General features: G+C 71.0%; 20 protein-coding genes, 1 tRNA gene and 2 pseudogenes. 11 read left to right on the forward strand and 12 right to left on the reverse strand.

Annotated elements, in window-relative coordinates:
• Positions 1-244: 244 nt before the first annotated feature.
• The gene (locus tag ACQEXA_RS29475) at positions 245-2,767 is read right to left on the reverse strand and encodes a SpoIIE family protein phosphatase (protein WP_433131569.1); all 2,523 of its coding nucleotides are present in this window, start codon (positions 2,765-2,767) and stop codon (positions 245-247) included.
• Positions 2,768-3,576: 809 nt separating this feature from the next.
• Here ACQEXA_RS29475 and ACQEXA_RS29480 point away from each other — a divergent pair.
• Together ACQEXA_RS29480 and ACQEXA_RS29485 are read left to right on the forward strand one after the other, a co-directional pair.
• Positions 3,577-5,043: an ATP-binding SpoIIE family protein phosphatase gene (locus ACQEXA_RS29480; RefSeq protein WP_432929869.1), complete on the forward strand. Its 1,467-nt coding sequence runs from the start codon at positions 3,577-3,579 to the stop codon at positions 5,041-5,043.
• Positions 5,043-5,288, forward strand: a pseudogene (locus ACQEXA_RS29485) (site-specific integrase); the annotation flags it as partial. The gene ACQEXA_RS29480 and the pseudogene ACQEXA_RS29485, both read left to right, overlap by 1 nt.
• A gap of 65 nt (positions 5,289-5,353) precedes the next feature.
• On the opposite strand, the gene ACQEXA_RS29490 reads toward ACQEXA_RS29485, so the two are convergent.
• From ACQEXA_RS29490 to ACQEXA_RS29505, 4 genes are all read right to left on the reverse strand, one after another.
• Positions 5,354-5,438, reverse strand: a tRNA-Ser gene (locus tag ACQEXA_RS29490).
• 67 nt (positions 5,439-5,505) lie between these two features.
• The gene (gene tadA, locus ACQEXA_RS29495) at positions 5,506-5,934 is read right to left on the reverse strand and encodes a tRNA adenosine(34) deaminase TadA (RefSeq protein ID WP_433134648.1); all 429 of its coding nucleotides are present in this window, start codon (positions 5,932-5,934) and stop codon (positions 5,506-5,508) included.
• A 65-nt stretch (positions 5,935-5,999) separates the two neighbouring features.
• Positions 6,000-6,536 (reverse strand): hypothetical protein, encoded by a 537-nt coding sequence (locus ACQEXA_RS29500; protein WP_433134650.1) that lies wholly within the window; start codon positions 6,534-6,536, stop codon positions 6,000-6,002.
• A gap of 274 nt (positions 6,537-6,810) precedes the next feature.
• Complete coding sequence (locus ACQEXA_RS29505; RefSeq protein WP_432929867.1) at positions 6,811-6,996, reverse strand: hypothetical protein; 186 nt, start codon at positions 6,994-6,996, stop codon at positions 6,811-6,813.
• Between the two features lie 160 nt (positions 6,997-7,156).
• Here ACQEXA_RS29505 and upp point away from each other — a divergent pair, with 160 nt between their 5' ends.
• Positions 7,157-7,792: a uracil phosphoribosyltransferase gene (gene upp, locus ACQEXA_RS29510; RefSeq protein WP_433131571.1), complete on the forward strand. Its 636-nt coding sequence runs from the start codon at positions 7,157-7,159 to the stop codon at positions 7,790-7,792.
• A 144-nt stretch (positions 7,793-7,936) separates the two neighbouring features.
• On the opposite strand, the gene ACQEXA_RS29515 is transcribed toward upp, so the two are convergent.
• The 7 genes from ACQEXA_RS29515 to ACQEXA_RS29545 all read right to left on the reverse strand — a co-directional run bounded on the left by ACQEXA_RS29515 (position 7,937) and on the right by ACQEXA_RS29545 (position 12,376).
• Positions 7,937-8,584: a LytR C-terminal domain-containing protein gene (locus tag ACQEXA_RS29515; RefSeq protein WP_433131573.1), complete on the reverse strand. Its 648-nt coding sequence runs from the start codon at positions 8,582-8,584 to the stop codon at positions 7,937-7,939.
• 193 nt (positions 8,585-8,777) lie between these two features.
• Positions 8,778-9,074 carry a type II toxin-antitoxin system VapB family antitoxin gene (locus tag ACQEXA_RS29520; RefSeq protein ID WP_004943146.1) on the reverse strand — a complete coding sequence of 99 codons (297 nt, stop codon included), beginning with the start codon at positions 9,072-9,074 and terminating at the stop codon, positions 8,778-8,780.
• Positions 9,075-9,448: 374 nt separating this feature from the next.
• Complete coding sequence (locus ACQEXA_RS29525) at positions 9,449-9,595, reverse strand: hypothetical protein (protein ID WP_359410867.1); 147 nt, start codon at positions 9,593-9,595, stop codon at positions 9,449-9,451.
• A gap of 55 nt (positions 9,596-9,650) precedes the next feature.
• Positions 9,651-9,992: a hypothetical protein gene (locus ACQEXA_RS29530; protein ID WP_433131575.1), complete on the reverse strand. Its 342-nt coding sequence runs from the start codon at positions 9,990-9,992 to the stop codon at positions 9,651-9,653.
• Positions 9,993-10,095: 103 nt separating this feature from the next.
• Complete coding sequence (locus ACQEXA_RS29535; protein WP_433131577.1) at positions 10,096-10,770, reverse strand: HdeD family acid-resistance protein; 675 nt, start codon at positions 10,768-10,770, stop codon at positions 10,096-10,098.
• Between the two features lie 259 nt (positions 10,771-11,029).
• Positions 11,030-11,623, reverse strand: a complete 594-nt coding sequence (locus ACQEXA_RS29540; RefSeq protein ID WP_432929859.1) for an HhH-GPD-type base excision DNA repair protein — start codon at positions 11,621-11,623, stop codon at positions 11,030-11,032.
• Positions 11,624-11,647: 24 nt separating this feature from the next.
• Positions 11,648-12,376, reverse strand: a complete 729-nt coding sequence (locus ACQEXA_RS29545) for a siderophore-interacting protein (protein WP_432929857.1) — start codon at positions 12,374-12,376, stop codon at positions 11,648-11,650.
• A gap of 72 nt (positions 12,377-12,448) precedes the next feature.
• Between ACQEXA_RS29545 and ACQEXA_RS29550 the strand changes: the two genes are divergently transcribed.
• From ACQEXA_RS29550 to ACQEXA_RS29585, 8 genes and pseudogenes are all read left to right on the forward strand, one after another.
• Entirely contained in the window at positions 12,449-14,590 is a 2,142-nt protein-coding gene (locus ACQEXA_RS29550) for a penicillin acylase family protein (RefSeq protein ID WP_433131579.1), read from the forward strand.
• On the forward strand, positions 14,587-15,201 hold the full coding sequence (locus tag ACQEXA_RS29555) for a GNAT family N-acetyltransferase (RefSeq protein WP_433131581.1): 615 nt from the start codon (positions 14,587-14,589) through the stop codon (positions 15,199-15,201). The genes ACQEXA_RS29550 and ACQEXA_RS29555 overlap by 4 nt, the downstream gene beginning before the upstream one ends.
• A 10-nt stretch (positions 15,202-15,211) precedes the next feature.
• Positions 15,212-15,691 (forward strand): cupin domain-containing protein, encoded by a 480-nt coding sequence (locus ACQEXA_RS29560; RefSeq protein ID WP_432929851.1) that lies wholly within the window; start codon positions 15,212-15,214, stop codon positions 15,689-15,691.
• The gene (locus ACQEXA_RS29565) at positions 15,679-16,452 is read left to right on the forward strand and encodes an SDR family NAD(P)-dependent oxidoreductase (RefSeq protein ID WP_432929849.1); all 774 of its coding nucleotides are present in this window, start codon (positions 15,679-15,681) and stop codon (positions 16,450-16,452) included. The genes ACQEXA_RS29560 and ACQEXA_RS29565 overlap by 13 nt, the downstream gene beginning before the upstream one ends.
• 126 nt (positions 16,453-16,578) lie before the next feature.
• Positions 16,579-18,534: a copper resistance protein CopC gene (locus ACQEXA_RS29570; protein WP_433131583.1), complete on the forward strand. Its 1,956-nt coding sequence runs from the start codon at positions 16,579-16,581 to the stop codon at positions 18,532-18,534.
• Between the two features lie 238 nt (positions 18,535-18,772).
• On the forward strand, positions 18,773-19,381 hold the full coding sequence (locus ACQEXA_RS29575) for an IS110 family transposase (RefSeq protein WP_433131585.1): 609 nt from the start codon (positions 18,773-18,775) through the stop codon (positions 19,379-19,381).
• A gap of 33 nt (positions 19,382-19,414) precedes the next feature.
• Positions 19,415-19,777 (forward strand): annotated as a pseudogene (locus tag ACQEXA_RS29580) (transposase); the annotation flags it as partial.
• 698 nt (positions 19,778-20,475) lie between these two features.
• Positions 20,476-21,789 (forward strand): ABC transporter substrate-binding protein, encoded by a 1,314-nt coding sequence (locus ACQEXA_RS29585; protein ID WP_432929844.1) that lies wholly within the window; start codon positions 20,476-20,478, stop codon positions 21,787-21,789.
• The last annotated feature ends 8 nt before the right edge of the window (positions 21,790-21,797 follow it).

Here is a 21,797-nt window from a genome sequence, read left to right on the forward strand (position 1 = left end):
TCGCCCTGGACGGGTCGGCGTCGGTGAGCGCTGCCTCGGACAGGCGGCAAGACGACGAAGGGGCGGCCCCACCGGGCCGCCCCTTCGTTCACGAGGCCTGCGGCACGTGGCTTCCCCCTCCTGAACCTGGCCGACGTCTTACTCGTGGTGCCTCACTGCCTCCGGCTTCCCACGTCACGCACGCCCCGCCGACGCCTTGGCTACGCGCTAACAGCCGCTTGCCTGTAGCAAGTAAACGACGCATTCACAGGAGCGTGAGGGGCTGCTCGGTCCAGATGACCTTGCCGTGGGCGCCGTACCGGGTGCCCCAGCGCTGGACCAGCTGGGCGACCATGTACAGCCCGCGACCGCCTTCGTCGGTGGTGCGGGCCCGGCGCAGGTGGGGGGAGGTACTGCTGCCGTCGGACACCTCGCAGATCAGTGTGCGGTCGCGCAGGAGACGCAACGTGATGGGCTCTGCGCCGTAGCGGATCGCGTTGGTGACCAGCTCGCTGACGGTCAGCTCGGTGGTGAACACCAGCTCTTCCAGGCCCCACTGCGTCAGTCGTGCGATCGCCTCTGCGCGGATCCGGGAGACGACGGCGGGCTCGGCGGGCACCTCCCAGGTGGCGACCTGGCCGGCATCCAGCGCCTTGGTGCGGGCCACGAGCACGGCGATGTCGTCGGCGGGGTGGGCTGGCAGCAGTGCGTCCAGTACCCGGCAGGTCTGCTCCGGGGTCCGGCCCCGGTGGGCGAGCACTCTGCGCAGCCGATCGAGCCCGAGCTCGACATCCCGGTTGCCGACGTGCTTGATCAGTCCGTCCGTGTAGAGGACCAGCAGGCTGCCTTCGGGCACCTCGACCTCGGCGGTCTCGAAGGGCTGGCCGCCCAGGCCCAGCGGGGGTCCCGCGGGCAGCTCCAGGTACTCCACGGTGCCGTCGGGCAGGACCAGGGCCGGCGGGGGGTGGCCGGCGCGGGCCAGGGTGCAGCACCGGGTGGTCGGGTCGTAGACGGCGTACAGGCAGCTCGCACCGATGAGCTCGTGGCTGCCCGTCTCCTCCCGGCTGCCCGTCTCCGCCTCCTCCTGGTCGAGGTGCAGCTGCCCGACCAGGTCGTCCAGCTGGGTGAGGACCTCGTCCACGGCGAGATCGAGGGAGGAGAAGTTGTGGACTGCGGTACGAAGCCGGCCCATGGTGGCGGCGGCGTGCAGACCGTGGCCGACGACGTCGCCGACGACCAGCGCCACCCGCGCCCCGGACAGCGGGATGACGTCGAACCAGTCGCCGCCGACCCCGGATCGCGCGGGCAGGTAGCGATGGGCCGCCTCCACGGCGTGCTGTGTGGGAAGGCCACGCGGCAGCAGGCTGCGCTGCAGGGCCAGGGCCACGGCGTGCTCGCGGGTGAAGCGGCGGGCGTTGTCGATGCACAGCGCCGCACGTGCGACCAGTTCCTCGGCCAGCGACAGGTCGTCCTCCTCGAAGGGCTCCTGGTGCTGGGAGCGGTAGAAGCTGACCACGCCGAGCACGGTGCCGCGGGCGAGCATGGGCACAGTGATGAGTGAGTGGACCCCGGCGTCCAGGATCTTCTCGCCGCGGACCGGATCCTGGGCGACCCAGCCCGCGGCCTTGGCCAGCTCCGGCTCCAGGACCGGCTCTTCGCTCATGAGGGACCTGGCTTGCGGGGTGGACGCGGTGTAGGTGATCAGATCGCCTGCCGCACGGAGGTAGGAGCCCTCGTGGACACCGGTGATCGCGGCCCGGCGCAGCGGCCCGTCCACGCGGATCGGTTCCTCGCCGAGCAGGACTGCCACCGGCAGGTCGACAGCGGCGAAGTCGGCGAACCGTGGGACGGCCACCTCGGTCAGCTCCTCGGCGGTCCGGGTCACGTCCAGCGTGGTGCCCACGCAGGCACCGGCGTCGTAGAGCAGCCCCAGACGCTCCCGGGCCCGTACGGCGAGCCTGCCGATCCCAGGCTCCCCCACAGCCAGCAGCCATGGGCCGGTACACGCGGAGGGCTGGGCGGGAGGGCCGGCCGGGGCAGGGGTCGCCATCTGAGGCGTGGTCACGACAGCGGGCCTGCGGCAGGGCACGGCGACCGGCGATGCGGCCTCGGGCGCCGCCGGGGCGAGGCGACGCAGGACACCGGCAGGAAGGGCGGCCTCGACGGCGAAGCCTGTGACGCCGCAGGAGCTGGTGACCGGTCGGCAGAGGAGGACGGCCGTGCGCCCGCGCGGGAGGCGTACCTCGGCGAGACCGGTCCGCCCCGAGGAGATCAGCGCAGCCGCGCTCTCCTCCAGAATCCGCTGATCGTGGCGGTCGAGCGGCTTGGTCGCCGGGACGCTCGCCCCGACACCTTCGTTGGCCATCGTCCGGCGGCGGGCCTCGTGGAACGCCTGGAGCAGGGCGCGCTCGCGGGAGGTGACGCGTTGCAGCAGCCGCTGTTCGATGCCGCGGGCCGCCTCGAGGGCCACGGTCAACATGGAGGAATCGGCGTGACTGCTCAGACCGGTCAGGTCGAACACCCCGATGATCTGCCCGCTCAGGGGATCGCGCACGGGCGCGCCCGCACAGGCGGTCCCGCCCAACTGGTCGGTGAAGTGCTCGCGGCCGGTTACGAAGGCGGGTCGCCGCGTGGCCAGGACGGTGCCGACGCCGTTATTGCCGATGATCTCCTCAGGGAAGGCGAACCCCGGAGCGACCTGGATGGAGTCGAGATACCGGTGGAGCACGGGATCGCCCACCCCTCGGTGGAGCAGCTGGGCGCGTTCGTCGCTGAGGAGCACGGTCACCCCTAGACCCGAGAGGCGGGACCCCAGGGTCTCGAGTACGGGGCGGGCGGCGTCGGCGAGACTGTAAGACTGTAGGCGTCGTCCGGGTCCTGCTGGTAAGGGAGGTCCACGTGGTGGTCCGGCTCGAGACCCAGGGACCGGCACCTTCGCCAGGAGGCCAGAACGGGATCGCGCACAAGCGACCCCACTGGCGTGTCCGCCAGGAGCCGCTCGTGGGCTTCGGAGAGAGCAGCAACGTCCGGCCTGACCGTCACTTGATCCACTTCCTCTGGCCGGTTCCCTCGGCGTGCTCAAGTTTCACCTGTTACGGGCGAAATACCAAGTATCACCCGATTCGTGCGCGGGCATGCAGCGGCTTGCCCACCATGGCCAGCAGCGCCTCACCGACGAGGAAGCCGTAACTGTCCAGCCTGACAGGGATGCCTAGGACAGTCCGATCGGTACCCGCGGCGGTATGTGCGTGTCGACCTGACTTGCGCCGCCGGCCACGGCTTCGCGCGCATCCTGGGAAACCACAAGGGCGCAGAGTTCATAGGCGTTGTGCCCGTACGTGACCGCAGCCCGTCTCGGTTTCCGTCTCGTTCATCCCCGTGCGCGGCCCTCCGGAGCCGTTCGCGCATCCCCGGCGGGCACGGCTGGCGCACCGGGGCGAACGTCGATGACGAGCCCGGATCATGCTCTGCCCTGCGCGGACGAACCTGCATAGCGGATTCGTGACCGCAGGCACTGGTGTCGTCGCCAGCGCCAGACCCGTATCGACTGGCAGCGCCACGTGAGCACTGTTAGACCAGAGTGAAGGGAGGTGTGGCATGCCTCGTGATCTGGTCAAGGGGCTGACCGCGCTCCTTGCGGCTGTGGCAGTCCCGCTCGCCGTGTGCGCGCTTCTGCTACCCGCGCGAGCCACCGTGTCCCAAACCAACGTGGCTCTGATCCTGATGTTGGTCGTCGCGGCGGTGGCTACCTTCAGCTACCGCTGGGTCGCGGTCCTCACGGCCCTGTCCGCAGCCGTGTGGTACGTCTTCTTCTTCACCACTCCGTACCAAAGCTTCATCCACTTCAACCACGCGGACGACATCGTCACCGCCGGGCTGCTGCTCGTCGTCGGCCTTGCGGTCTCTCAGCTGGCTCGCCGCTATTCCCGTGAGCGTGCCATCGCCACCACGCTGCAGCGCAGCCTGCTGCCCCGGGTGCTGCCGGACACCAGCGCCGTCCAGGTGGCGTGCCGGTACGTGCCCGCCGAGGCCGAGGTCGGCGGGGACTGGTTCGACGTGATCCCTCTCCCAGGCCACCGCACCGCCCTGGTGGTCGGGGATGTGGTCGGCCATGGCCTGAGTTCCGCGGTCACCATGGGTCGGCTGCGCACCGCGGTCCTCAATTTCTCCACCCTTGACCTGCCGCCCGACGAGCTGCTGGCCTGCCTTGGCGACGTGGTCAATCAGATGGATGCGGAGGCAGGCGCCGACGATTATGCGACCGTCGCGGCGACGTGCCTGTATGTGATCTACGACCCGCTCTCCTGTAGCTGCGCGATGGCAAGAGCCGGTCACCTTCCGCCCGCCATCGCCTATCCGGACGGTCGCGTGGAGATTCTCGACCTGCCCGAAGGACCCCCGCTCGGTCTGGGCGGCCTGCGCTTTGAGGCTCTCGAGCGGCAGCTGCCCAAGGACACGCAGCTGGTGCTCTACACCGACGGGCTCATCGAGAACCGGTATCGCGACATCGGGGCCGGCCTGAAGCTGCTGTGCGACACGCTCTCCGGCGCGGGGACCGACCCGGAGGAGACGTGCCAGACGGTGCTGAAGGCGGTGCTGCCCGCCCGTCGAGTCGATGACGTCGCTCTCCTGATCGCCCGCACCCGCGCGTTTCCGCGTGACCGTATCGCCGAATGGGACATCCCGGCCCTCCCCGCCGCAGTGCCCGCCGTGCGCGCCGAGGTGCTCGCCAAGCTGGCCGACTGGAACCTGGGGGAGACGGCATTCACTACCAGATTGATCCTCAGCGAGCTGGTCACCAACGCCATCCGCTACGGGGCGCCTCCTGTCCACCTGCGCCTTCTGCGCGGCAACAGCTTGGTGGTGGAGGTGAGCGACGGCAGCAGCACCTCCCCGCACCTGCGCTACGCAACGGACATGGACGAAGGCGGTCGCGGAATCTTCCTCGTCTCCCAGTTCGCCGAGCGGTGGGGAACCCGCTTCACCCCCACCGGGAAGATCGTCTGGGCCGAGCAGCCGGCCCCACCAGTTCCCGTCGCCCCCGTCCTGGCATCAGTTGCGTAGACGACTGGAGGGAACTTCTTCAAGACGCCGGGGCCCGTGACGGTCGGCTGCACGACGCCCGGCACACTGCTGCGACGACCGTGCTGCTGATCCTGGGCGTCTCGGAACGGGCCGTGACGGGCCTCATGGGGTGGTCCACGACCGCGATGGCGGCGCGCTGTCAGCACATGGTCGACAGCGTGCGGACCTCCGTGGCGGATCAGGTCGACGGGCTCATCTGGAAGCAGACGGACGAAGCCGACTGAGACCAGAACTGGGACCAAGCACGACGAAGGGGCGGCCCCATTGGGACCGCCCCTTCGTTCACCTGCGGTAGCGGAGGGATTTGAACCCTCGGTGACTTGCGCCACACTCGCTTTCGAGGCGAGCTCCTTCGGCCGCTCGGACACGCTACCGAGGGAGACCCTACCCCAAGGTGGGCCGTGGTCTGAAATCCGTTTTCGGTGGTCCTCGGCGTGGGGCTCAGCGGCTCCGGAAGAAGTCTGTGAGAATCCTGGCGCACTCGTCCGCGAGCACGCCGTCGATGACCTCGGGGCGGTGGTTGAGGCGCCGGTCGCGCACCAGGTCCCAGAGTGACCCGACCGCGCCGGCCTTCTCGTCGCGCGCGCCGTAGACCAGCCGGTCCACCCGGGACTGCTGCACCGCGCCCGCGCACATCGTGCAGGGCTCCAGCGTGACGACGAGTGTGCAGCCGGGCAGCCGCCACTCGCCGAGCGTCGCCGCCGCCCGGCGCAGCGCGACGATCTCGGCGTGGCCCGACGGATCGCCCGTCGCCTCGCGTTCGTTGTGACCGGTGGCGAGCACCGCGCCGTCCGGGGACAGCACGACGGCGCCGACCGGGACGTCACCGCCTTCGGCGGCCCGCCCGGCCTCGTCCAGGGCGAGCCGCATCGCGGCCCGCCACCGGTCGCGCACCGGATCGGGGGCCGGCGTCCCGTCCTCGGTCACCCAGGGGCCTAGCGGACGGTCTCCAGGACCTCCGAGGCGCCCAGGGCTTCGGCGATGGAGCTGAGCGCGTCCTCGGCGTCCAGGATGCGCAGCTCCTTCTCGCTGACACCGAGGTCGTCGAGGATCTCACTGTCTCCGACGGGGCCGTGCGGCACGGCGTTGTCCGCCGTGGGCCCGTCCTCGTCGGCGTCGTCGTCGGCGGGCTCACCGTCCTCTGTGCCGTCGAGGTCGAGGGAGTCCAGGTCGGCGACGTCGTCACCGGGCTCCCTTCCGAGCAGTTCGTCGGTGAGCAGGATCTCGCCGTACGAACTGCGGGCCGCGGCCGCGGCGTCCGAGACGTAGATACGAGGGTCGTCCTCGCCGTCCAGGCGGACGACGCCGAACCACGCGTCCTCCTGCTCGATGAGTACGAGCACCGTGTCCTCGTCGACGGAGACGTCGCGGGCCAGGTCGGTCAGGTCCGACAGGGTCTCCACATCGTCGAGCTCTGTGTCGCTCGCTTCCCACCCGTCTTCGGTGCGCGCGAGCAGTGCGGCGAAGTACACCGTGACTCTCCCACTGGTCATAGGCGTGCCGGTTGGGGTTCCCCCCGGCGGAGGTTGCGGGCGGGGAGTGCTTCTCCGAGCCCCGCCCACTCGGAATCGTGGCAGAAACAAGGCGCTCAGGGGACGTCTTCGGCTCCCTGTGTCTGGCCGTTTTGATCGCGGTTGCTCCGATCAAAAGCAGTGCACTCACCAGCACACTCATTGCCGCCACCTGCGGATCGTACGCGGCCCGGGGCGCTGTGGCCGCACGGCCACCCCCAAGGCGGCCGAGTCGCTACCAGCGGAAGGTGCGCATGCGCATGACGTGACGCAGCCGCGCGGCCTTGGCACGGCGGGGCTGGACGCGGTCGCGCAGCTCGCGTGCCTCGGCGAGTTCACGCAGGAACCGGGCCCTGCGCCGGATGCGGTCGGCATCCGTCTTCAGCGTTTCGGGCTCCTCTTGGGACTCCCCGTCGGACATAGACACACCACCCCAGTTGTGTCCCTCTCACTTTCCCTCTGATGGGGGGGTTCGATGCCACAGACGGAGTCGTGCGAGGCGGACGGTCCGCCGAGCGGGCCGGTGTGCGCGTGCGTACGGGGGCGCGTCGGGGCCGTGAGGCCCGGTTACTGTTATGGACATGCGTCTCCACGTCGTCGACCACCCCCTGGTCGCCCACAAGCTCACCACGCTGCGCGACCGGCGCACCGACTCCGCGACCTTCCGTCGGCTCGCCGACGAGCTCGTCACGCTGCTCGCCTACGAGGCCACGCGTGACGTGCGCACCGAACAGGTCGACCTCGAGACCCCTGTCGCCGCGACCACCGGTGTGAAGCTCGCCCGCCCGCGTCCGCTCGTCGTGCCGATCCTGCGGGCCGGCCTCGGCATGCTCGACGGCATGGTCCGGCTGCTGCCGACCGCCGAGGTGGGCTTCCTGGGCATGATCCGCGACGAGGAGACGCTCCAGGCCTCCACGTACGCGTCGCGCATGCCGGAGGACATCTCGGGGCGCCAGGTGTACGTCCTGGACCCGATGCTGGCGACCGGCGGCACGCTCGTCGCGGCGATCCAGGAGCTGATCAAGCGCGGCGCGGACGATGTGACGGCCGTGGTGCTGCTCGCCGCCCCTGAGGGTGTCGAGCTCATGGAGCGCGAACTGGCGGGTACGCCGGTGACCGTGGTGACGGCAGCGGTCGACGAGCGCCTCAACGAGCACGGCTACATCGTGCCGGGACTGGGCGACGCGGGTGACCGGCTCTACGGGGCCGCGGAGTAGGCGGCGTTCGGCACGCATCGCGGGGCGCGTTCCGTAGAGGAACCGCGCCCCGTTCGGCTTTCCGGTCGCGTACGGGGCCGGACCTCTCAGCGGTTGGCGTACGGGGCCGGTTTCCTCAGCGGTTCGAGTGCGGCGCCGGCTTGCTCAGCAGTTCTTCCCGGCTTTCTTGTCGGCCGCCGGAGCGGGGGCGGTCAGTGCGGCCAAGGCCTTGTCGGCGTCGGCCTTGCTGCTCAGTGACTTGAACTTGTCGCCCAGGATCAGGTCCACCGACGCGCCGGTGCGGGAGATGTCGGTGCGGCGGTCGACGCCCGCGAGCTGAGTGCCGAGCACCGGCAGGGTGGTGTCGAGGGCGGTCTTGGGGCCGAGCAGCACTCCGATGCCCTTGACCTTCTTGTCGAACTCCTGGGTCGCGTTGCCCACGGTGCCGATGTGGAAACCGCGCTTCTTCAGCTCGTCCGCGGTCTCCTTGGCCAGGCCGCTGCGTGGCGTGGCGTTGAGGACATTGACCGTGATCTGGGCGGGCTGAGGCAGCGCCTTGGCGTTCGCCGCGGGCGACGGGCTCGCCTTCGTCGCGCAGTCGGCCTTCGCACCGGACGCCGACGACTTGCCGCCGCGACCGGTGAAGACGTCGATGAGCTGCAGGCTCCCCCAGCCGATCAGCCCGACGGCGGCCGCGGAGGCGACGATGGCGAACACCAGCCTGCCGCGGCGCCGGGGTCGGCGCATGCGCGGGTATTTGTCCCCCGTGATCCGGTACTGGCCGCCCATGCCGGGGGGAGTCAGCATGCTCATGAGGCGCAGCGTAGTGCGCCGAGACGGCAATGCCTACTAGATGATCATTGGGTGCTGCCCACTCCAACCCGAAAGGGTCAAAGAGGCGCCCGCGAGCGGGCTAGGGCGCACAGGGGTGCGGAACGGTCGCAAGGATGAAGCGGCCTGCCGGGCAGGGTGGAGCGCGTTCCGGATGAGGCGGGCGTACCCGGGATCAGTCGAGCTCGAGCACTCGGGCGTGCAGGACCTGACGCTGCTGCAGCGCGGCACGGACCGCGCGGTGGAGGCCGTCCTCCAGGTAGAGGTCGCCCTGCCACTTCACGACGTGTGCGAAGAGGTCGCCGTAGAAGGTCGAGTCCTCGGCCAGGAGGGTCTCGAGGTCCAGCTGCTGCTTGGTCGTCACGAGCTGATCGAGGCGGACCGGGCGTGGCGCGACGTCCGCCCACTGCCGGGTGCTCTCCCGGCCGTGGTCGGGGTACGGCCGGCCGTTTCCGATGCGCTTGAAGATCACACGGAAAGCCTACCGGTCAAGACGTTCTGGGCGCAGCCATGGCGACGGAGTACGGCACGGGAAAAGCTGCGGTAAACATGGGCAAAACGGCAGCGGGGCGCGGACGGGTCACAGCCGGAGTGCGCCCGGGTGCTTCGCGCCGGGCGCACTCGATAGCGCTTCCGCGCACCCTGGAACGCCCAAATGCGCCCCCACGAACAACCCGGATGCGCCCCCGGTCGATTGGGTACCCCCGGCCGATCGGGTACGGCGGACCCGAGACGGCCAGGGCTCGTCGGAGACGTTCCTTTCCGCTGGAAGCCGGTCCGCTTGTCAGCCCGGACCCCTGGAAGCCCGGGCGCGGCCGCCGGTTCCGCGGGCGGCCGCTGGGTGTACTACTCGCTGTCCCTTTCGGGCGGGGCCGACGGCCGGGGCTCATCCCCGGCCTCGTGTTCTTGTTCGGGTTCGGGCCGCGGCTTGGTGCTGCGTGCGGCTTCGGCACGGAGCAGGGCGTGCAGGACCGCGTACGGGTCGATGAGCATGACTGTGTCCTTCGCGAGTGCCGGCAGATCTGACGTTTCGGGGGAGCCGGATCTGTCAGCAGCGCAGGACCACGGTGCGCAGGGCGCCGAGGGCGGGGGAGTGGCCCTGGCGCGTGGGGGCGGGAGGGAAGTCGCCGGCGCCGCGCGGCCTGGGGCCGGGGCGCGGACCCGATCGCGGTGACGCGACGGTGCGCTGTCCTTGAGAACGCACGCCTCCGAGAGCCGAGGCGGGTACGTCGTACTCCCCGTCGCACGCCTGACCGACGGAGGCGGTGACGGAGGGAGCCGCCACCACCCCGGTGTGCGCGCCCGCCGCGAGCAGCGCGACGAGCACCACCAGCACCCGCACCCAGGCGCACCGTCGGGCGGTGCGCGGGGCGTGCGGGGTGAGGCTCACGGGAGGTCATGTGCCCGCTGCGCGAGCACCCTTCATCGTGTCGGTCGCTGAACCGCTCGCTCGGCGTACCTGCCGGACGTGGACGTTGACGCTGGTCCGACGGTCAGACGGTACGAGGGATCTGCTTCGCCCGGCCGTGGATCCGGATCGCCGTGAAGATCTCGACGATGCCGACGACGACCAGCCACCAGCCGGCGACCAGGGTGAGCACGGCGATCGACTTGAACGGCGAGGTGATCAGCACGATCCCGGCGATGAAGGTGACGAGGCCGAGGAAGACCTGCCAGCCGCGCGCGGGCACCGAGGAGTCGTGGGCCGCGGCCATGGTCTGGGTGATCCCGCGGATCAGCCAGCCGATACCGATCCACAGGGCCAGCAGCAGGATCGACTCCAGGGGGCCGCGGAGGCAGAACAGACCCAGCAGGATCGACAGGGCGCCGCTGATGAAGGCCAGGACACGCAGCGAGGTGGCCGCGTGGGTGCCGAAGGCGGACGCCAGCTGGAGCACACCGCTGATGATGAGGTAGAGGCCGAAGAGGATCCCGGCGGCGAGCAGGGACGGCCCCGGCCAGACGAGGATCAGGACTCCCAGGATCAGGGAGGCGACGCCGGTGGCCAGGACGACCTGCCAGGCGGTGCGCGACAGGACGTGCAGGAAGCCCTCGACGGGCTCGACGTCCTCCGCCGAACGCCTGGGTGCCCCCGCGTCACGCATGGCGTGCACACGGCGGTCGTCGAACTCGGGCCCCTGGTCGGAGCCGGTCGGTGCGTCGGTCATGGTCCATGCTTGGACCGGGCTGGGCCACCCCGCCACCCCGGACGGTCCAACCGACTGACGCCAATCGGCCCCGATTCCACCGGTTCCCGGCCCGATTTCGGCTCTACCGGTTTCGGCTCCACCGGCTCCCGGTCCGGCATTCCTACCGGCCCCGGCCTGGCGGCTCCCGGTCCTGTCGGGCCGGCCTCCGGCCCAGCGGGTCCGGTTCCCACCGGCCCGGCCTGGGGCCCCCGGCCTACCGGCCTTGTCCGCTCCGCCCCTACCGGCCCCCCGCCTTGGCGGCCTTCGCCGCTGCCTTCAGTTCCTGTTTGTGGGCGCGGACCTTCGCCAGGGACTCCGGTCCGGTGATGTCGGCGACCGAGCGGTACGACTTCGCCTCGCCGTACGCGCCCGCGGCCTCGCGCCACCCCGTGGGGTGCACGTCCAGTTGCTTGCCGAGCAGGGCGAGGAAGATCTGCGCCTTCTGCTTGCCGAACCCGGGCAGATCCTCGAGCCGCTTCAGCAGTTCCCGTCCGTCGGAGACGTCCTTCCAGATGGCCTCCGTGTCCCCGTCGTAGTGCTCGGCGAGGTACTGGCTCAATTGCTGGATGCGCTTGGCCATGGAGCCCGGGTAGCGGTGCACCGCGGGCTTCTCGGACAGCAGTCCGGCGAAGGCCTCCGGGTCGTGCGCCGCGATCTCGTGCGCGTCGAGGTCGTCCGCGCCGAGCCGCTGCGCGATGGTCCACGGCCCCTTGAAGGCCCACTCCATCGGAATCTGCTGGTCCAGCAGCATCCCGATCAGCGCGGCGAGCGGACTGCGCCCGAGGAGCGCGTCGGCCTCGGGGTCCTGGGCGAGGTGAAGGGAGACGTCCATGCCCCGATGATCCCGCGTGCGGGATCAGGTTGCGCGCCAGTACCCCAGAGCGTTCAGCCGCCGCCCCGGGACGCCCAGCTCCTTGCGCACGTACGCGCTCAGCGTCCGGGTCGTCGCGGTGTCGCAAGCGATCCACACGTACGGGTCCGGCGTCGTCGTGAGCAGCGCGGGCAGCGCCGACCTCACCTCGGCGGCCAGATGGGTGCCCGCATCCTTGCGCGGGACGGCACGCAGATCGTGCCGGGCCGGGTCGGTGCGCACGGGCAGGCCGTCGGGATCGCCCTCGAACCAGATGGTCGCGGGGGTGTCCGCCAGCGCGTGGAGAAGGGAGTTGAGCGCGGGAAGTGAGGCCGGGTCGGCGATCGCGAAGACATGGGAGGGCTCCGGGTCGGGCCGCTGGAAGGCGGAGCCCTGGACCGTCGCCTCGATGGTGTCGCCGGGCCTCGCCGCCCGCGCCCAGTCGGCGGCACGCCCGTCATGGAGGGCGAACTCCAGGCCGAAGGTGCCGGCCACGGGATCCGGGTCGATCAGGGTGTACGCCCGCTGGTGCGGCCGGCCCGCGCCCGGGAACCACAGCCGTATCCACATCGTGGGGTGAACTCCGGTCGCCGCGAGCATGCCGCCGTCGGTGAGGCACAGGCGCCGGTAGAGCGGCGTGACGTCCTCCGTGTCCGTCACGGTGCACATGAAGTCCTTCGCGCGCAGCAGCCTGAGGACGGTGCCCTCCCAGCCGCGCCCCTGCCCCTGCCCCATCGGGTCCTCCCCTTGGCGTACGATCTCCGCGAATAAGTTAGGCAAGGCTAACCTAAAGAGGAGGTCACTGGGGTGACAACCGAGACCTACCGCGATGCCTGGGGCATCCCGCACCTGCGAGCCGGTGACGCGCTCGCCTTGGCCCGCGCCCAGGGCCGGGTCACCGCTTCGGACCGGGCGTGGCAGTTGGAGGTGGAGCGGCATCGCGTACAGGGCACCTCGGCGTCCTTCCTCGGTGCAACCGACCTGGCCTGGGACCTTTTCGCGCGCCGCGCCCGGCTCGACGACACGGCCAGACGTTGTTTCGCGGCCCTTGAGAGACAGGACCCCGAGACCGCCGCCTGGGTGCGCGCGTACACCGACGGGGTCAACGACGGGCTGGGCGAGGGCGCCCGGCGTACCCCCGAGTTCGCCGGGACCGGTCTCGTCCCCGGCCACTGGGAGCCCTGGCACCCTCTCGGCATCTGGCTCTCCACCCACATCCTGTTCGCCGGTTTCCCGGCCAAGCTCTGGCGCGAGGAGGCCGTAAGGCATCTCGGCGAGGACGCCGTGGGCCTCTTCGCCGCCGACGGGCCCGGCACCTCGGGCAGCAACGGCTGGCTGGTGAGCGGTGAGCGCACGGTCACCGGGCAGGCCGTCATCGCAGGCGACCCCCACCGCTTCATCGAGGACCCCGGCGTCTACCAGCAGATCCGCCTCGCCTGCCCCGAGTTCGACGTCGTCGGGCTCGCCGTCCCGGGCGTCCCCGGCATCGCCCACTTCGGTCACGCGGGCCCGGTCGCCTGGGCGATCACCAACGCGATGGCCGACTACCAGGACCTGTACCGCGAGTGCCTGCGGCGGACGGCGGACGGTGGTGTCGAGGCCCTGGACCCAGACGGGCGATGGCGGGCCGTGACCCGGCTGGTCGAGACCGTCGAGGTCGCCGGGGGCGATCCCGTCGAAGTTGAGGTGATCGAGACGGAGCGCGGCCCGGTCGTCATCGGCGGCCCCGAGCAAACCGGCGCGGAGGGAGCCGGCCGGGAGGGAGCCGGCCCGGAGGAATCCGGATCCGAGCGAACCGGCCCCGACGCGGACATCCCCCTGGCCGTCTCCCTGCGCCATCCGCCCCGCGTCACCGAGGACCTCGGATTCAGCGCGCTGCTTCCCCTCCTCCGTGCCCGGCGCGTCGCCGATCTGGACCGGGCACTCGACCGGTGGGCCGAGCCCGTGAACGTGGTGCTGGCGGCTGACGTCCACGGCGGAGTGCTGCACCGTGTCGCGGGCACGGTGCCCCTGCGCGCCGCCGCCAACCGGACGCGGCTCGTTCCCGCCTGGGAGCCCGGCCACGAGTGGCGGGGGCGGCATGACACCCCTTACGGAACGGTGGAGAACGGCATCGCCGTCATGGCCAACCAGCGCGGACCGGCCGCCCCGCTCGGGGTCGGGTTCGCCCCCGGGCACCGGGCCGCCCGCATCCGCCATCTGCTGGAGCAGCGGTCCGCCTGGTCCGCCCAGGAGATGCCGGCCCTCCACATGGACACCCACCTCGGCTCCGCCGGCCCTTTGCTGGACCGCCTCGGGGACCTCGACGGCCTCACCCCCGCGGCGGCCGCGCTGCGCGACCGCCTGCTGCGCTGGGACCGGCACATGGGCGCGGACAGCGAAGAGGCGGCGGCGTACGCGGCGGTGCGCGGCGCGGTCGTACGGCGGCTCGCGGCGCACCCCGCCTTCGCCGGGCTCACCGCCCCACCCGCCTACCCGGAGGTCTTCCAGCCCTGGCTCGCCCTGCTCCCCCGGATCGGACTCGCCCTCGAACACCTCCTGGCCGCGGACGAGTTGTACGGCATCGACCGTGCCGCGATCGTGCGGGAGGCCGTCGAGGAGGTCGCCGGGAACCCGCCGCAGGACACCTGGGGCGGCACGCACCGGCTCGCTCCCTGGCGGGCGCTCACGGGGACGCCGTACGACGAACCGGGTCTGTCCGGCGACCACGACTGCGTTCTGTGCACCTCGTCGGTCCCCGGGCTGACCGATCTGAGCGCACGCGGCCCGGCGGCCCGCTACGTCTGGGACCTCGCCCGGCGTGACGACAGCCTCTGGGTGGTCCCCTTCGGAGCCGACGGCGTCCCGGACTCGCCCCATCACCGCGACCAACTCCCCTTGTGGCTGAGGGGAGATCTCGTCCCGGTCGTCACCGACTGGAACCGTCTGACCAAAGAGAGACACCGATGACCACCGAGCCGAACGCCGTCGCCCGCGAGGCCGTCCACGAGCAGGTCCTCGACGGCTTCGGCACCGTCCAGCTCCTGCCCCTGGACCCCGAAGCCGATCTGGACGTCGTCCACGCCTGGGTGAGTGAGGAACGCGCCTCCTTCTGGGGCATGAACGGAATGACCAGGCAGCAAGTGGCCGGGATCTACGCCCATATGGCCACCCTCGACACCCACCACGCCTTCCTCGCCGTGAAGGACGGCGAACCGGTGGCACTTCTGCGGACCTACGAACCGGAGGCCGACCGGGTCGGCGAGTGCTACGCGGTCGAACCCGGAGACATGGGAGTCCATGTCCTCCTCGCTCCGCCCGGCTCCGCGGGTCCGCGTGCCGGCTGGACGTCGGCCCTGCTGACCGTCTTCGCGTCCTACGTGCTGACCGGGCTCCACCGGCAGCGGATCGTCGTCGACCCCGACGAGCGCAACGAGAAGGCGATCGCCCGCTTCCTGCGCCAGGGCTTCGAGGCCGGGCCGGTCGTCGTGCTGCCCGAGGTCGACCTGCCGGACGTGTACCTGCCCGAGAAGCGTGCCCAGCTCGCGTTCCTCACCCTGCGGGCCGCCTCCGGCAACTAGCCTGCCTGCCGTGACCCCTGACGACCTCATCGCGCACTACGGCCTGGAACCGATCCCGCGCGAGGGCGGCCGGTTCCGGCAGACCTGGGCCGGGCCGCGGCTGCCCGACGGGCGTCCGGCGGGCACCGCGATCGTCGCCCTGCTGACCGCGGAACCGGACGACTACTCGGCGCTGCACCGCCTCCCGGCGGACGAGGTCTGGCACTTCTACCTCGGCGACCCGCTGGAGCTGCTGCTCCTCGGCGAGGACGGCAGCGCCCGTACCGCCGTCCTCGGCCCCGAGGTCCTGCAAGGCCAGCACGTCCAGTTCACCGTGCCGGCCGGCACCTGGATGGGCGGACGGGTCGCCGCGGGCGGGGCGTGGACGCTGTTCGGCTGCACGATGGCACCGGGCTTCACGTACGAGGGCTACGAGCACGGCGAGGCGGCCGAGTTGACCGCCCGCTACCCGGCCGAGGCGGCCCGGATCGCCGGGCTGTGCCGGTCGTGAGCGGGCTGCTGGCGGGACAGGTGGCCCTGGTGACCGGGGCGGGCGGGGGCATCGGACGGGGGATCGCGCTGCGGTTCGCCGAGGAGGGGGCCGCGGTCGCGGTGCACTGCCGCACCTCGGTCCGGGCGGCCCACGACGTGGCGGCGCGCATCCGTGACACGGGCGGCCGTGCCGTGGTCCTGCGGGCCGATCTCACCGTCGAGGACGCATGCCGGCGTCTGGTCCGCGACACGGCCGAGTGGGGCGGTGGCCGGCTGACCGCGCTGGTCAACAACGCGGGGGTGCAGCCGGTCCAGGAGCTGACCGGGATGACGGCCGCCGACTGGCGGGCCGTGGTCGACACCAATCTCTCCGGCGTGTTCGCCTGTACCCAGGCGGCGGCAGAGGCCATGCGAACGGCGGGCGGCGGGACCGTCACCCACATCGCCTCCATCGAGGCCAGGAACCCGGCACCGCTGCACGCCCACTACTGCGCGTCCAAGGCGGCCGTCGTCATGCACGCGCGGTCGGCGGCCCTCGAGTACGGCCCGTACGGCGTCCGGGTCAACACCGTCTCGCCCGGTCTGATCGACCGCGAGGGCCTGGCCGAGGAGTGGCCGGAGGGGGTGCGCCGGTGGCAGCAGGCGGTGCCCACCGGCCGGTTGGGGCGCCCCGAGGACATCGGCGACGCCTGTGTGTTCCTGGCCTCGCCGCTCGCGTCCTGGATCACCGGCCACGATCTGGTGGTGGACGGCGGGGTGTCGGCCCGGCCGACGTGGTGACACGGCTCCCCGGCATGATGGCGTGACGCACGTACGGGCGTGCCTCGTCGCCGCCGCGCTGAGCGCGCGGCGGGCCCCGTCCGTACCTAACCAGGACCCGGGACCGGCCGACACGGGAGACATGACGTGGGCGCAGAACGCGTGGGCGCAGGGCGTGCGGGAGCGGTCGCGCGCGGAGGGCGGCTGCGGCACCTCGCGTTCGTGCTGCTCGTGGTGCCCCTGATGCTCCTCGCGGGCGCGGGCTCCGCCTCCGCGCACGCGGCCCTGAAGGGCACCGACCCGGCGGACGGCAGCGTACTGAAGGCGTCGCCCAGGGCCGTCACGCTCACCTTCTCCGAGTCGGTGGGCCTGCTGGACGACTCCATCCGCGTGTTCGACCCGGGCAACCGGAGGGTCCACACGGGCAAGCAGGAGCACGCCGACGGCCGGTCGGACACCGCCCGCGTCACCCTTCCCGGCCTTGCGCAGGGCACGTACATCGTGGCGTGGCGTGTGGTGTCCGCCGACAGCCACCCGGTGTCCGGCGCCCTCACCTTCTCCGTCGGCAAGCCCTCAGCGACGACCGCAGCGCTGCCGTACGACGAGGTCCCGGACACGGCCTCCGTGCGGCTCTACGACATCGCCCGCTACATCGCCTACGGCGGTCTGGTCCTACTGCTCGGTGTGACCGTGTTCGCGATGGCGACCGGTGTGGAGCCGGCCCGAGGTCTGCTCGTGGGCGGCTGGTGGACGCTGCTGGCGTCCACGCTCGCGTTGCTGGTGCTGCGGGGGCCGTACGAGTGCGGCAGCAGCCCGGCCACGGCCTTCGAACTGCCGGTCCTGCGCGAGTCGTTGACGAGCCGCCCGGGTCTGGCCCTGCTCGCTCGGCTGGTGCTTCTGGGCGCGGCGGCGGTGGTCGCCGCGCGGCTGGGGCCGGCGCCCTCACGGGGCGGGAAGCAGACGGCCGACGGTCCGGGGACGGTGGGTGCCGAGGTGCTCGGCGGCCGGCTGCGGTTTGCGGTCGTGAGTCTGACGGCGCTCGCCCTCGCGCTCACCTGGGCGGTGGCCGAGCATGCCGCGGCGGGCATCCAGGTGCCGCTCGCGATGACCTCGGCCGTGCTGCACCTGCTGGCGATGGCAGTGTGGCTGGGCGGTCTGGCGGCCCTCTTCACGGTGTTGTACCGGGCACCCGACGAACTCCCGGCCGCCGCCGTGACCCGCTTCTCACGGCTGGCCCTCGCCGCGGTCGCCGTCCTGGTCGTCACCGGTGCCTACCAGTCCTGGCGCGGCCTCGGCTCCCTCGGCGCGCTCACCTCCACGCCCTACGGCAGGTTGCTGACCGTGAAGCTGGTCGCGGTCGTGCTGCTGCTCACGGCGGCGGCGTTCTCGCGCCGCTGGACGGCACGGCTCGGGGTGCCGGCGGAGATGACGGCGCCGGACGTGACGGTGCCCGAACGGGTGCGGGAACCGGTGGGAGCGGCGAGGGCACGGGCGGAGGCGGCCCTCGGAGACGGCGCTCCGCGGCAGCCGCGCACCGAGCCGGATGCCGCACCCGGGGACGGTGAAGAGGAGAGCGGCCGCGCGGATTCCGGGCCGGGCAGGGCGTCCGGGGGCGACCCGGCGCCGTACCGGAGGGCCCTGCGCCGCTCGGTGCTGGCGGAGATCACGATCGGGATCGTGGTGCTGGTGATCACGACCCTGCTGACGGGTACGCAGCCGGGCCGGGCGGCCGCCGAGGCGCAGGCGGCGCAGACCGCGGCCGAACAGCCCCTCGGCGCCACCACGGTGGTGCCGTTCGACGTGGGGACGCCCGGTGGGCACGGCAAGGTGCAGATCGAACTGACGCCGGGGCGGGTGGGCGAGAACCAGATCCAGGCGGTGGTCTACGGTCCCGACGGCGGTATCGCGACCGTCCCGGAACTGCGACTGGCCTTCAAGCTGGGGGACATCGGTCCACTGGACGCCAAGGTGAGGGACCGGGGCGGCTATTGGACCGCGGACGCGCTGAACCTTCCGCTGCCGGGCACCTGGACGATGAAGGTGACGGTCCGCACGTCGGACATCGAGCAGGTCACGGTGTCGAGGACGGTACGGATCGGCTAGCCGCGGCGGGATCTGACGGAGCGTCACTCGTGACGGGTCAGCCGTGGCCGGTGCGGGAAACTGTTTGGTTCACCTGCCTCCCGGCCGGCCGCGGCTCGCGGCCCCGCCCCGGTCCGGCGTCCTTCGGCGACCGTAGGACCGCCGCTGACCTGATCCTATGAGGGCCGGGCCCCCTTCCCTGCTCAGCCCGGCGATACCTATCGTCCGGGTATGTACGAGCTCAGGAGGGAGGCCCTCAATGTCTGTCTCCGTCGGTATCGACGTGCACCGCAAGCGGTCGCAGATCGCGGTGGTCGAGGACGGCGGCGCGGTGCGGGTGAACCGGAACGTGCCCAACGGGGTGGAGCCGGTGCTTTCGGTGATCGGTGATCTTCCGATCGGGGCGCCGGTCGCCTTCGAGGCCGCCTACGGCTGGGGATGGCTGGTGGAGCTGCTGGAGGACTACGGATTCGAGCCGCATCTGGTGCATCCGCTGCGGTGCAAGGCGATCGCCTCCGCGCGACTGAAGAACGACAAGGTGGACGCGGCTACCCTGGCCCAGTTGCTGCGCGCAGATCTGCTGCCGGAAGCGTGGATCGCCCCGCTGGACGTGCGGCAGCAGCGGGTCCTGGTGCGGCACCGCTGCCAGCTGGTGCGGCTGCGCACCCTGCTGCGCAACCGCGTCCACGCCGTCCTGGCGGATCACGGCTGCGACCGGCCCGGTGGCTACTTCACCGCTCCGGGCCGGGCCTGGCTGCAGGCCCTGGATCTGCCGGATGCCTCGCGCCGCGTGGTCGACGATCTTCTGGTCCTGATGGACGCCCTCAAGGAGCCGATCGACGCCTTGGACGCACAGCTGCTCGCATAGGCGCGGGGCGACCCCAGGGTCAAGGCGCTCACCCAGCTGCCGGGGGTGGGCACGCTCACCGCCCTGGTCATGGTCGCCGAGATCGGCGACGTCACCCGCTTCCCGTCCGCGCGCAAGCTCACCGCCTGGGCCGGGCTGACGCCTACCGTCCGGGGATCGGATCTCACCGTCAGGCACGGGCACATCTCCAAGCAAGGCTCGGACTGGCTGCGGTGGATCTTGTGCGAGGCCGCCCAGACCGCGAAGCGGTCGCCGGACTTCTCCGTCGCCTACCAGCGCCTCGCTCATCGCCGGGGCAAGAAGATCGCCACCACCGCGGTGGCCCGCCGCCTGCTGGCTCGCGCCTACCACGTCCTGCGCGAGGTTGGATCCACCCAGCTTCAGAGGCGCCGATGACTCCAGCAGACGACAATCGCCGCAGACGGTCGCAGACCCCGGGTGAGCTCGCCTTTCCGCATGAGACGGCCCAACGGCCGCGCTCGATGACCTGATTGAGCAGCCCGGATCCCCGCATCACGATCATGGCGCCGAGCGCCGGCCCGGTGCCGAATGGGTGCCTGTGAGACCACTCCGCCGGTCAGGACCCGCCGGGGATGTCAACGACCGTACCTGTGAATATCCGTGACGCTTCCTCGCCCTCATTCTCGACCGCCGCTCGTCGGCCTCCAGCTCGTTCGTCCTCGCCCCGATCATCCCTCGCGGGGCTCCAGGAGCTCCAACTGGACCCCTCCCACGCGGCGGGCTCACAGACGAACACGAAGAAGCCCAACAAGGAAAACGCCCCTGCTTCGACCAGGAAGCCGCAGGCGAGAGCCATCTACGCCCCTTGACAGGCCCGGCCCTCATGGGTGCGGAAAAGCGATTCGAAATGCCGGACGGACGCGGGCGCCGCACGCCCTGTGGGCGGTCCGCTCGTCAGCAGGGGCAATCGATGCGGTGTCGATTACGTTTCCAAAACGGTCGTTGTACCTCTTGACGTACACCGGACATGCGAGTGGGATGACGGCCACAATGTTCGGTCAAGTTGGTTTCTGATTGATTCTGACCCGGTCCCCAGTGCCAGTCATCGCCGACCCTGCCCTCCAGGAGCCGTCATGCACCAGACACCCTCCGGTCTCTCCCTCCCCAGCCCGAGCCGCCGTTCCCTGCTGCGCGGAGTCGGTGGAGCAGCCCTCCTCGCCGGTGCCGGCATACCCCTGCTGAGCGCCTGCGGCGGCAGCGGCGCGGCTGCCGACTCCAAGACCGTCACCGTGGGCTCCAATGCCTCGGACGCGGTGCCGAAGAAGGCCTTCGAACAGGTCTACGCGGCCTTCAAGAAGCAGTCCGGCATCACGGTCGACGTGAACACCAAGGACCACAACACCTTCCAGGAGCAGATCAACTCCTACCTGCAGGGCACGCCGGACGACGTGTTCAACTGGTTCGCTGGCTTCCGCATGCAGTTCTTCGCCGCGAAGAAGCTCGCCACCCCGATCGACGACGTGTGGCAGAAGATCGGGGACAACTTCCCCGACGCGATGAAGAAGTTGAGCAAGGGCGAGGACGGCAAGTACTACTTCGTGCCGCTGACGACGTACCCGTGGGCGGTCTTCTACCGCAAGAGCGTCTTCCAGCAGCACGGCTACCAGGTCCCCACCACCTGGGACGCGTTCGTGGCCCTGTGCAAGCAGATGAAGAAGGACGGACTGGTCCCGATCGCCTTCGGCGACAAGGACCAGTGGCCGGCGATGGGCACGTTCGACCAGATCAACTTCCGCCTCAACGGCTACGACTTCCACGTCCAGCTGATGGCGGGCAAGGCGTCCTGGACCGACGCCAAGGTGAAGGCCGTCTTCGACCACTGGACCGAGATCCTCCCCTACCACCAGGACGGCGCCCTCGGCCGCACCTGGCAGGACGCCGCGCAGACGCTGGTCGCGAAGAAGGCCGGCATGTACCTCCTGGGCAGCTTCGTGGCGCAGCAGTTCACCAACCAGGCCGACCTGGACGACCTCGACTTCTTCGCCTTCCCGGAGATCGACTCCGCGTACGGTCAGGACACCGTCGAGGCGCCGACCGACGGCTTCATGGTCAGCAAGGCCCCGAAGAACCACGACGGTGTCGTGAAGCTGATGGAGTACCTGGGCTCCCCGGAGGCCGAGGAGACCTACCTCAAGACCGACCCGAGCGTGGTGGCCGCCTCCTCCAAGGCCGACACCTCCTCGTACAGCGCGCTGCAGAAGAAGGCGTTCGACATGATCAGCGGCGCCAAGTCCCTCACCCAGTTCATGGACCGCGACAGCCGGCCGGACTTCACCTCCACGGTGATGCAGCCCGCGCTGCAGAAGTTCGTCCAGAACCCCAAGGGCGTCGACAGCCTGCTGTCCTCGATCGAACGCCAGAAGAAGACGATCTTCGCGTCCTCGTGACCAGCGCC

Source organism: Streptomyces sp. CA-106110 (genome assembly GCF_050936285.1).
In the GTDB taxonomy this organism is placed as follows: domain Bacteria; phylum Actinomycetota; class Actinomycetes; order Streptomycetales; family Streptomycetaceae; genus Streptomyces.

What these genes read in the sequence shown, in the direction of transcription:
- ACQEXA_RS29480 (WP_432929869.1), top strand. Translation starts at nt 3,577, where the DNA reads ATGCCTCGTGATCTGGTCAAGGGGCTGACCGCGCTCCTTGCGGCTGTG.
- tadA (WP_433134648.1), bottom strand. Translation starts at nt 5,934, where the DNA reads ATGCGGCTCGCCCTGGACGAGGCCGGGCGGGCCGCCGAAGGCGGTGAC.
- ACQEXA_RS29505 (WP_432929867.1), bottom strand. Translation starts at nt 6,996, where the DNA reads ATGTCCGACGGGGAGTCCCAAGAGGAGCCCGAAACGCTGAAGACGGAT.
- upp (WP_433131571.1), top strand. Translation starts at nt 7,157, where the DNA reads ATGCGTCTCCACGTCGTCGACCACCCCCTGGTCGCCCACAAGCTCACC.
- ACQEXA_RS29515 (WP_433131573.1), bottom strand. Translation starts at nt 8,584, where the DNA reads ATGAGCATGCTGACTCCCCCCGGCATGGGCGGCCAGTACCGGATCACG.
- ACQEXA_RS29525 (WP_359410867.1), bottom strand. Translation starts at nt 9,595, where the DNA reads ATGCTCATCGACCCGTACGCGGTCCTGCACGCCCTGCTCCGTGCCGAA.
- ACQEXA_RS29535 (WP_433131577.1), bottom strand. Translation starts at nt 10,770, where the DNA reads ATGACCGACGCACCGACCGGCTCCGACCAGGGGCCCGAGTTCGACGAC.
- ACQEXA_RS29540 (WP_432929859.1), bottom strand. Translation starts at nt 11,623, where the DNA reads ATGGACGTCTCCCTTCACCTCGCCCAGGACCCCGAGGCCGACGCGCTC.
- ACQEXA_RS29545 (WP_432929857.1), bottom strand. Translation starts at nt 12,376, where the DNA reads ATGGGGCAGGGGCAGGGGCGCGGCTGGGAGGGCACCGTCCTCAGGCTG.
- ACQEXA_RS29555 (WP_433131581.1), top strand. Translation starts at nt 14,587, where the DNA reads ATGACCACCGAGCCGAACGCCGTCGCCCGCGAGGCCGTCCACGAGCAG.
- ACQEXA_RS29575 (WP_433131585.1), top strand. Translation starts at nt 18,773, where the DNA reads ATGTCTGTCTCCGTCGGTATCGACGTGCACCGCAAGCGGTCGCAGATC.
- ACQEXA_RS29585 (WP_432929844.1), top strand. Translation starts at nt 20,476, where the DNA reads ATGCACCAGACACCCTCCGGTCTCTCCCTCCCCAGCCCGAGCCGCCGT.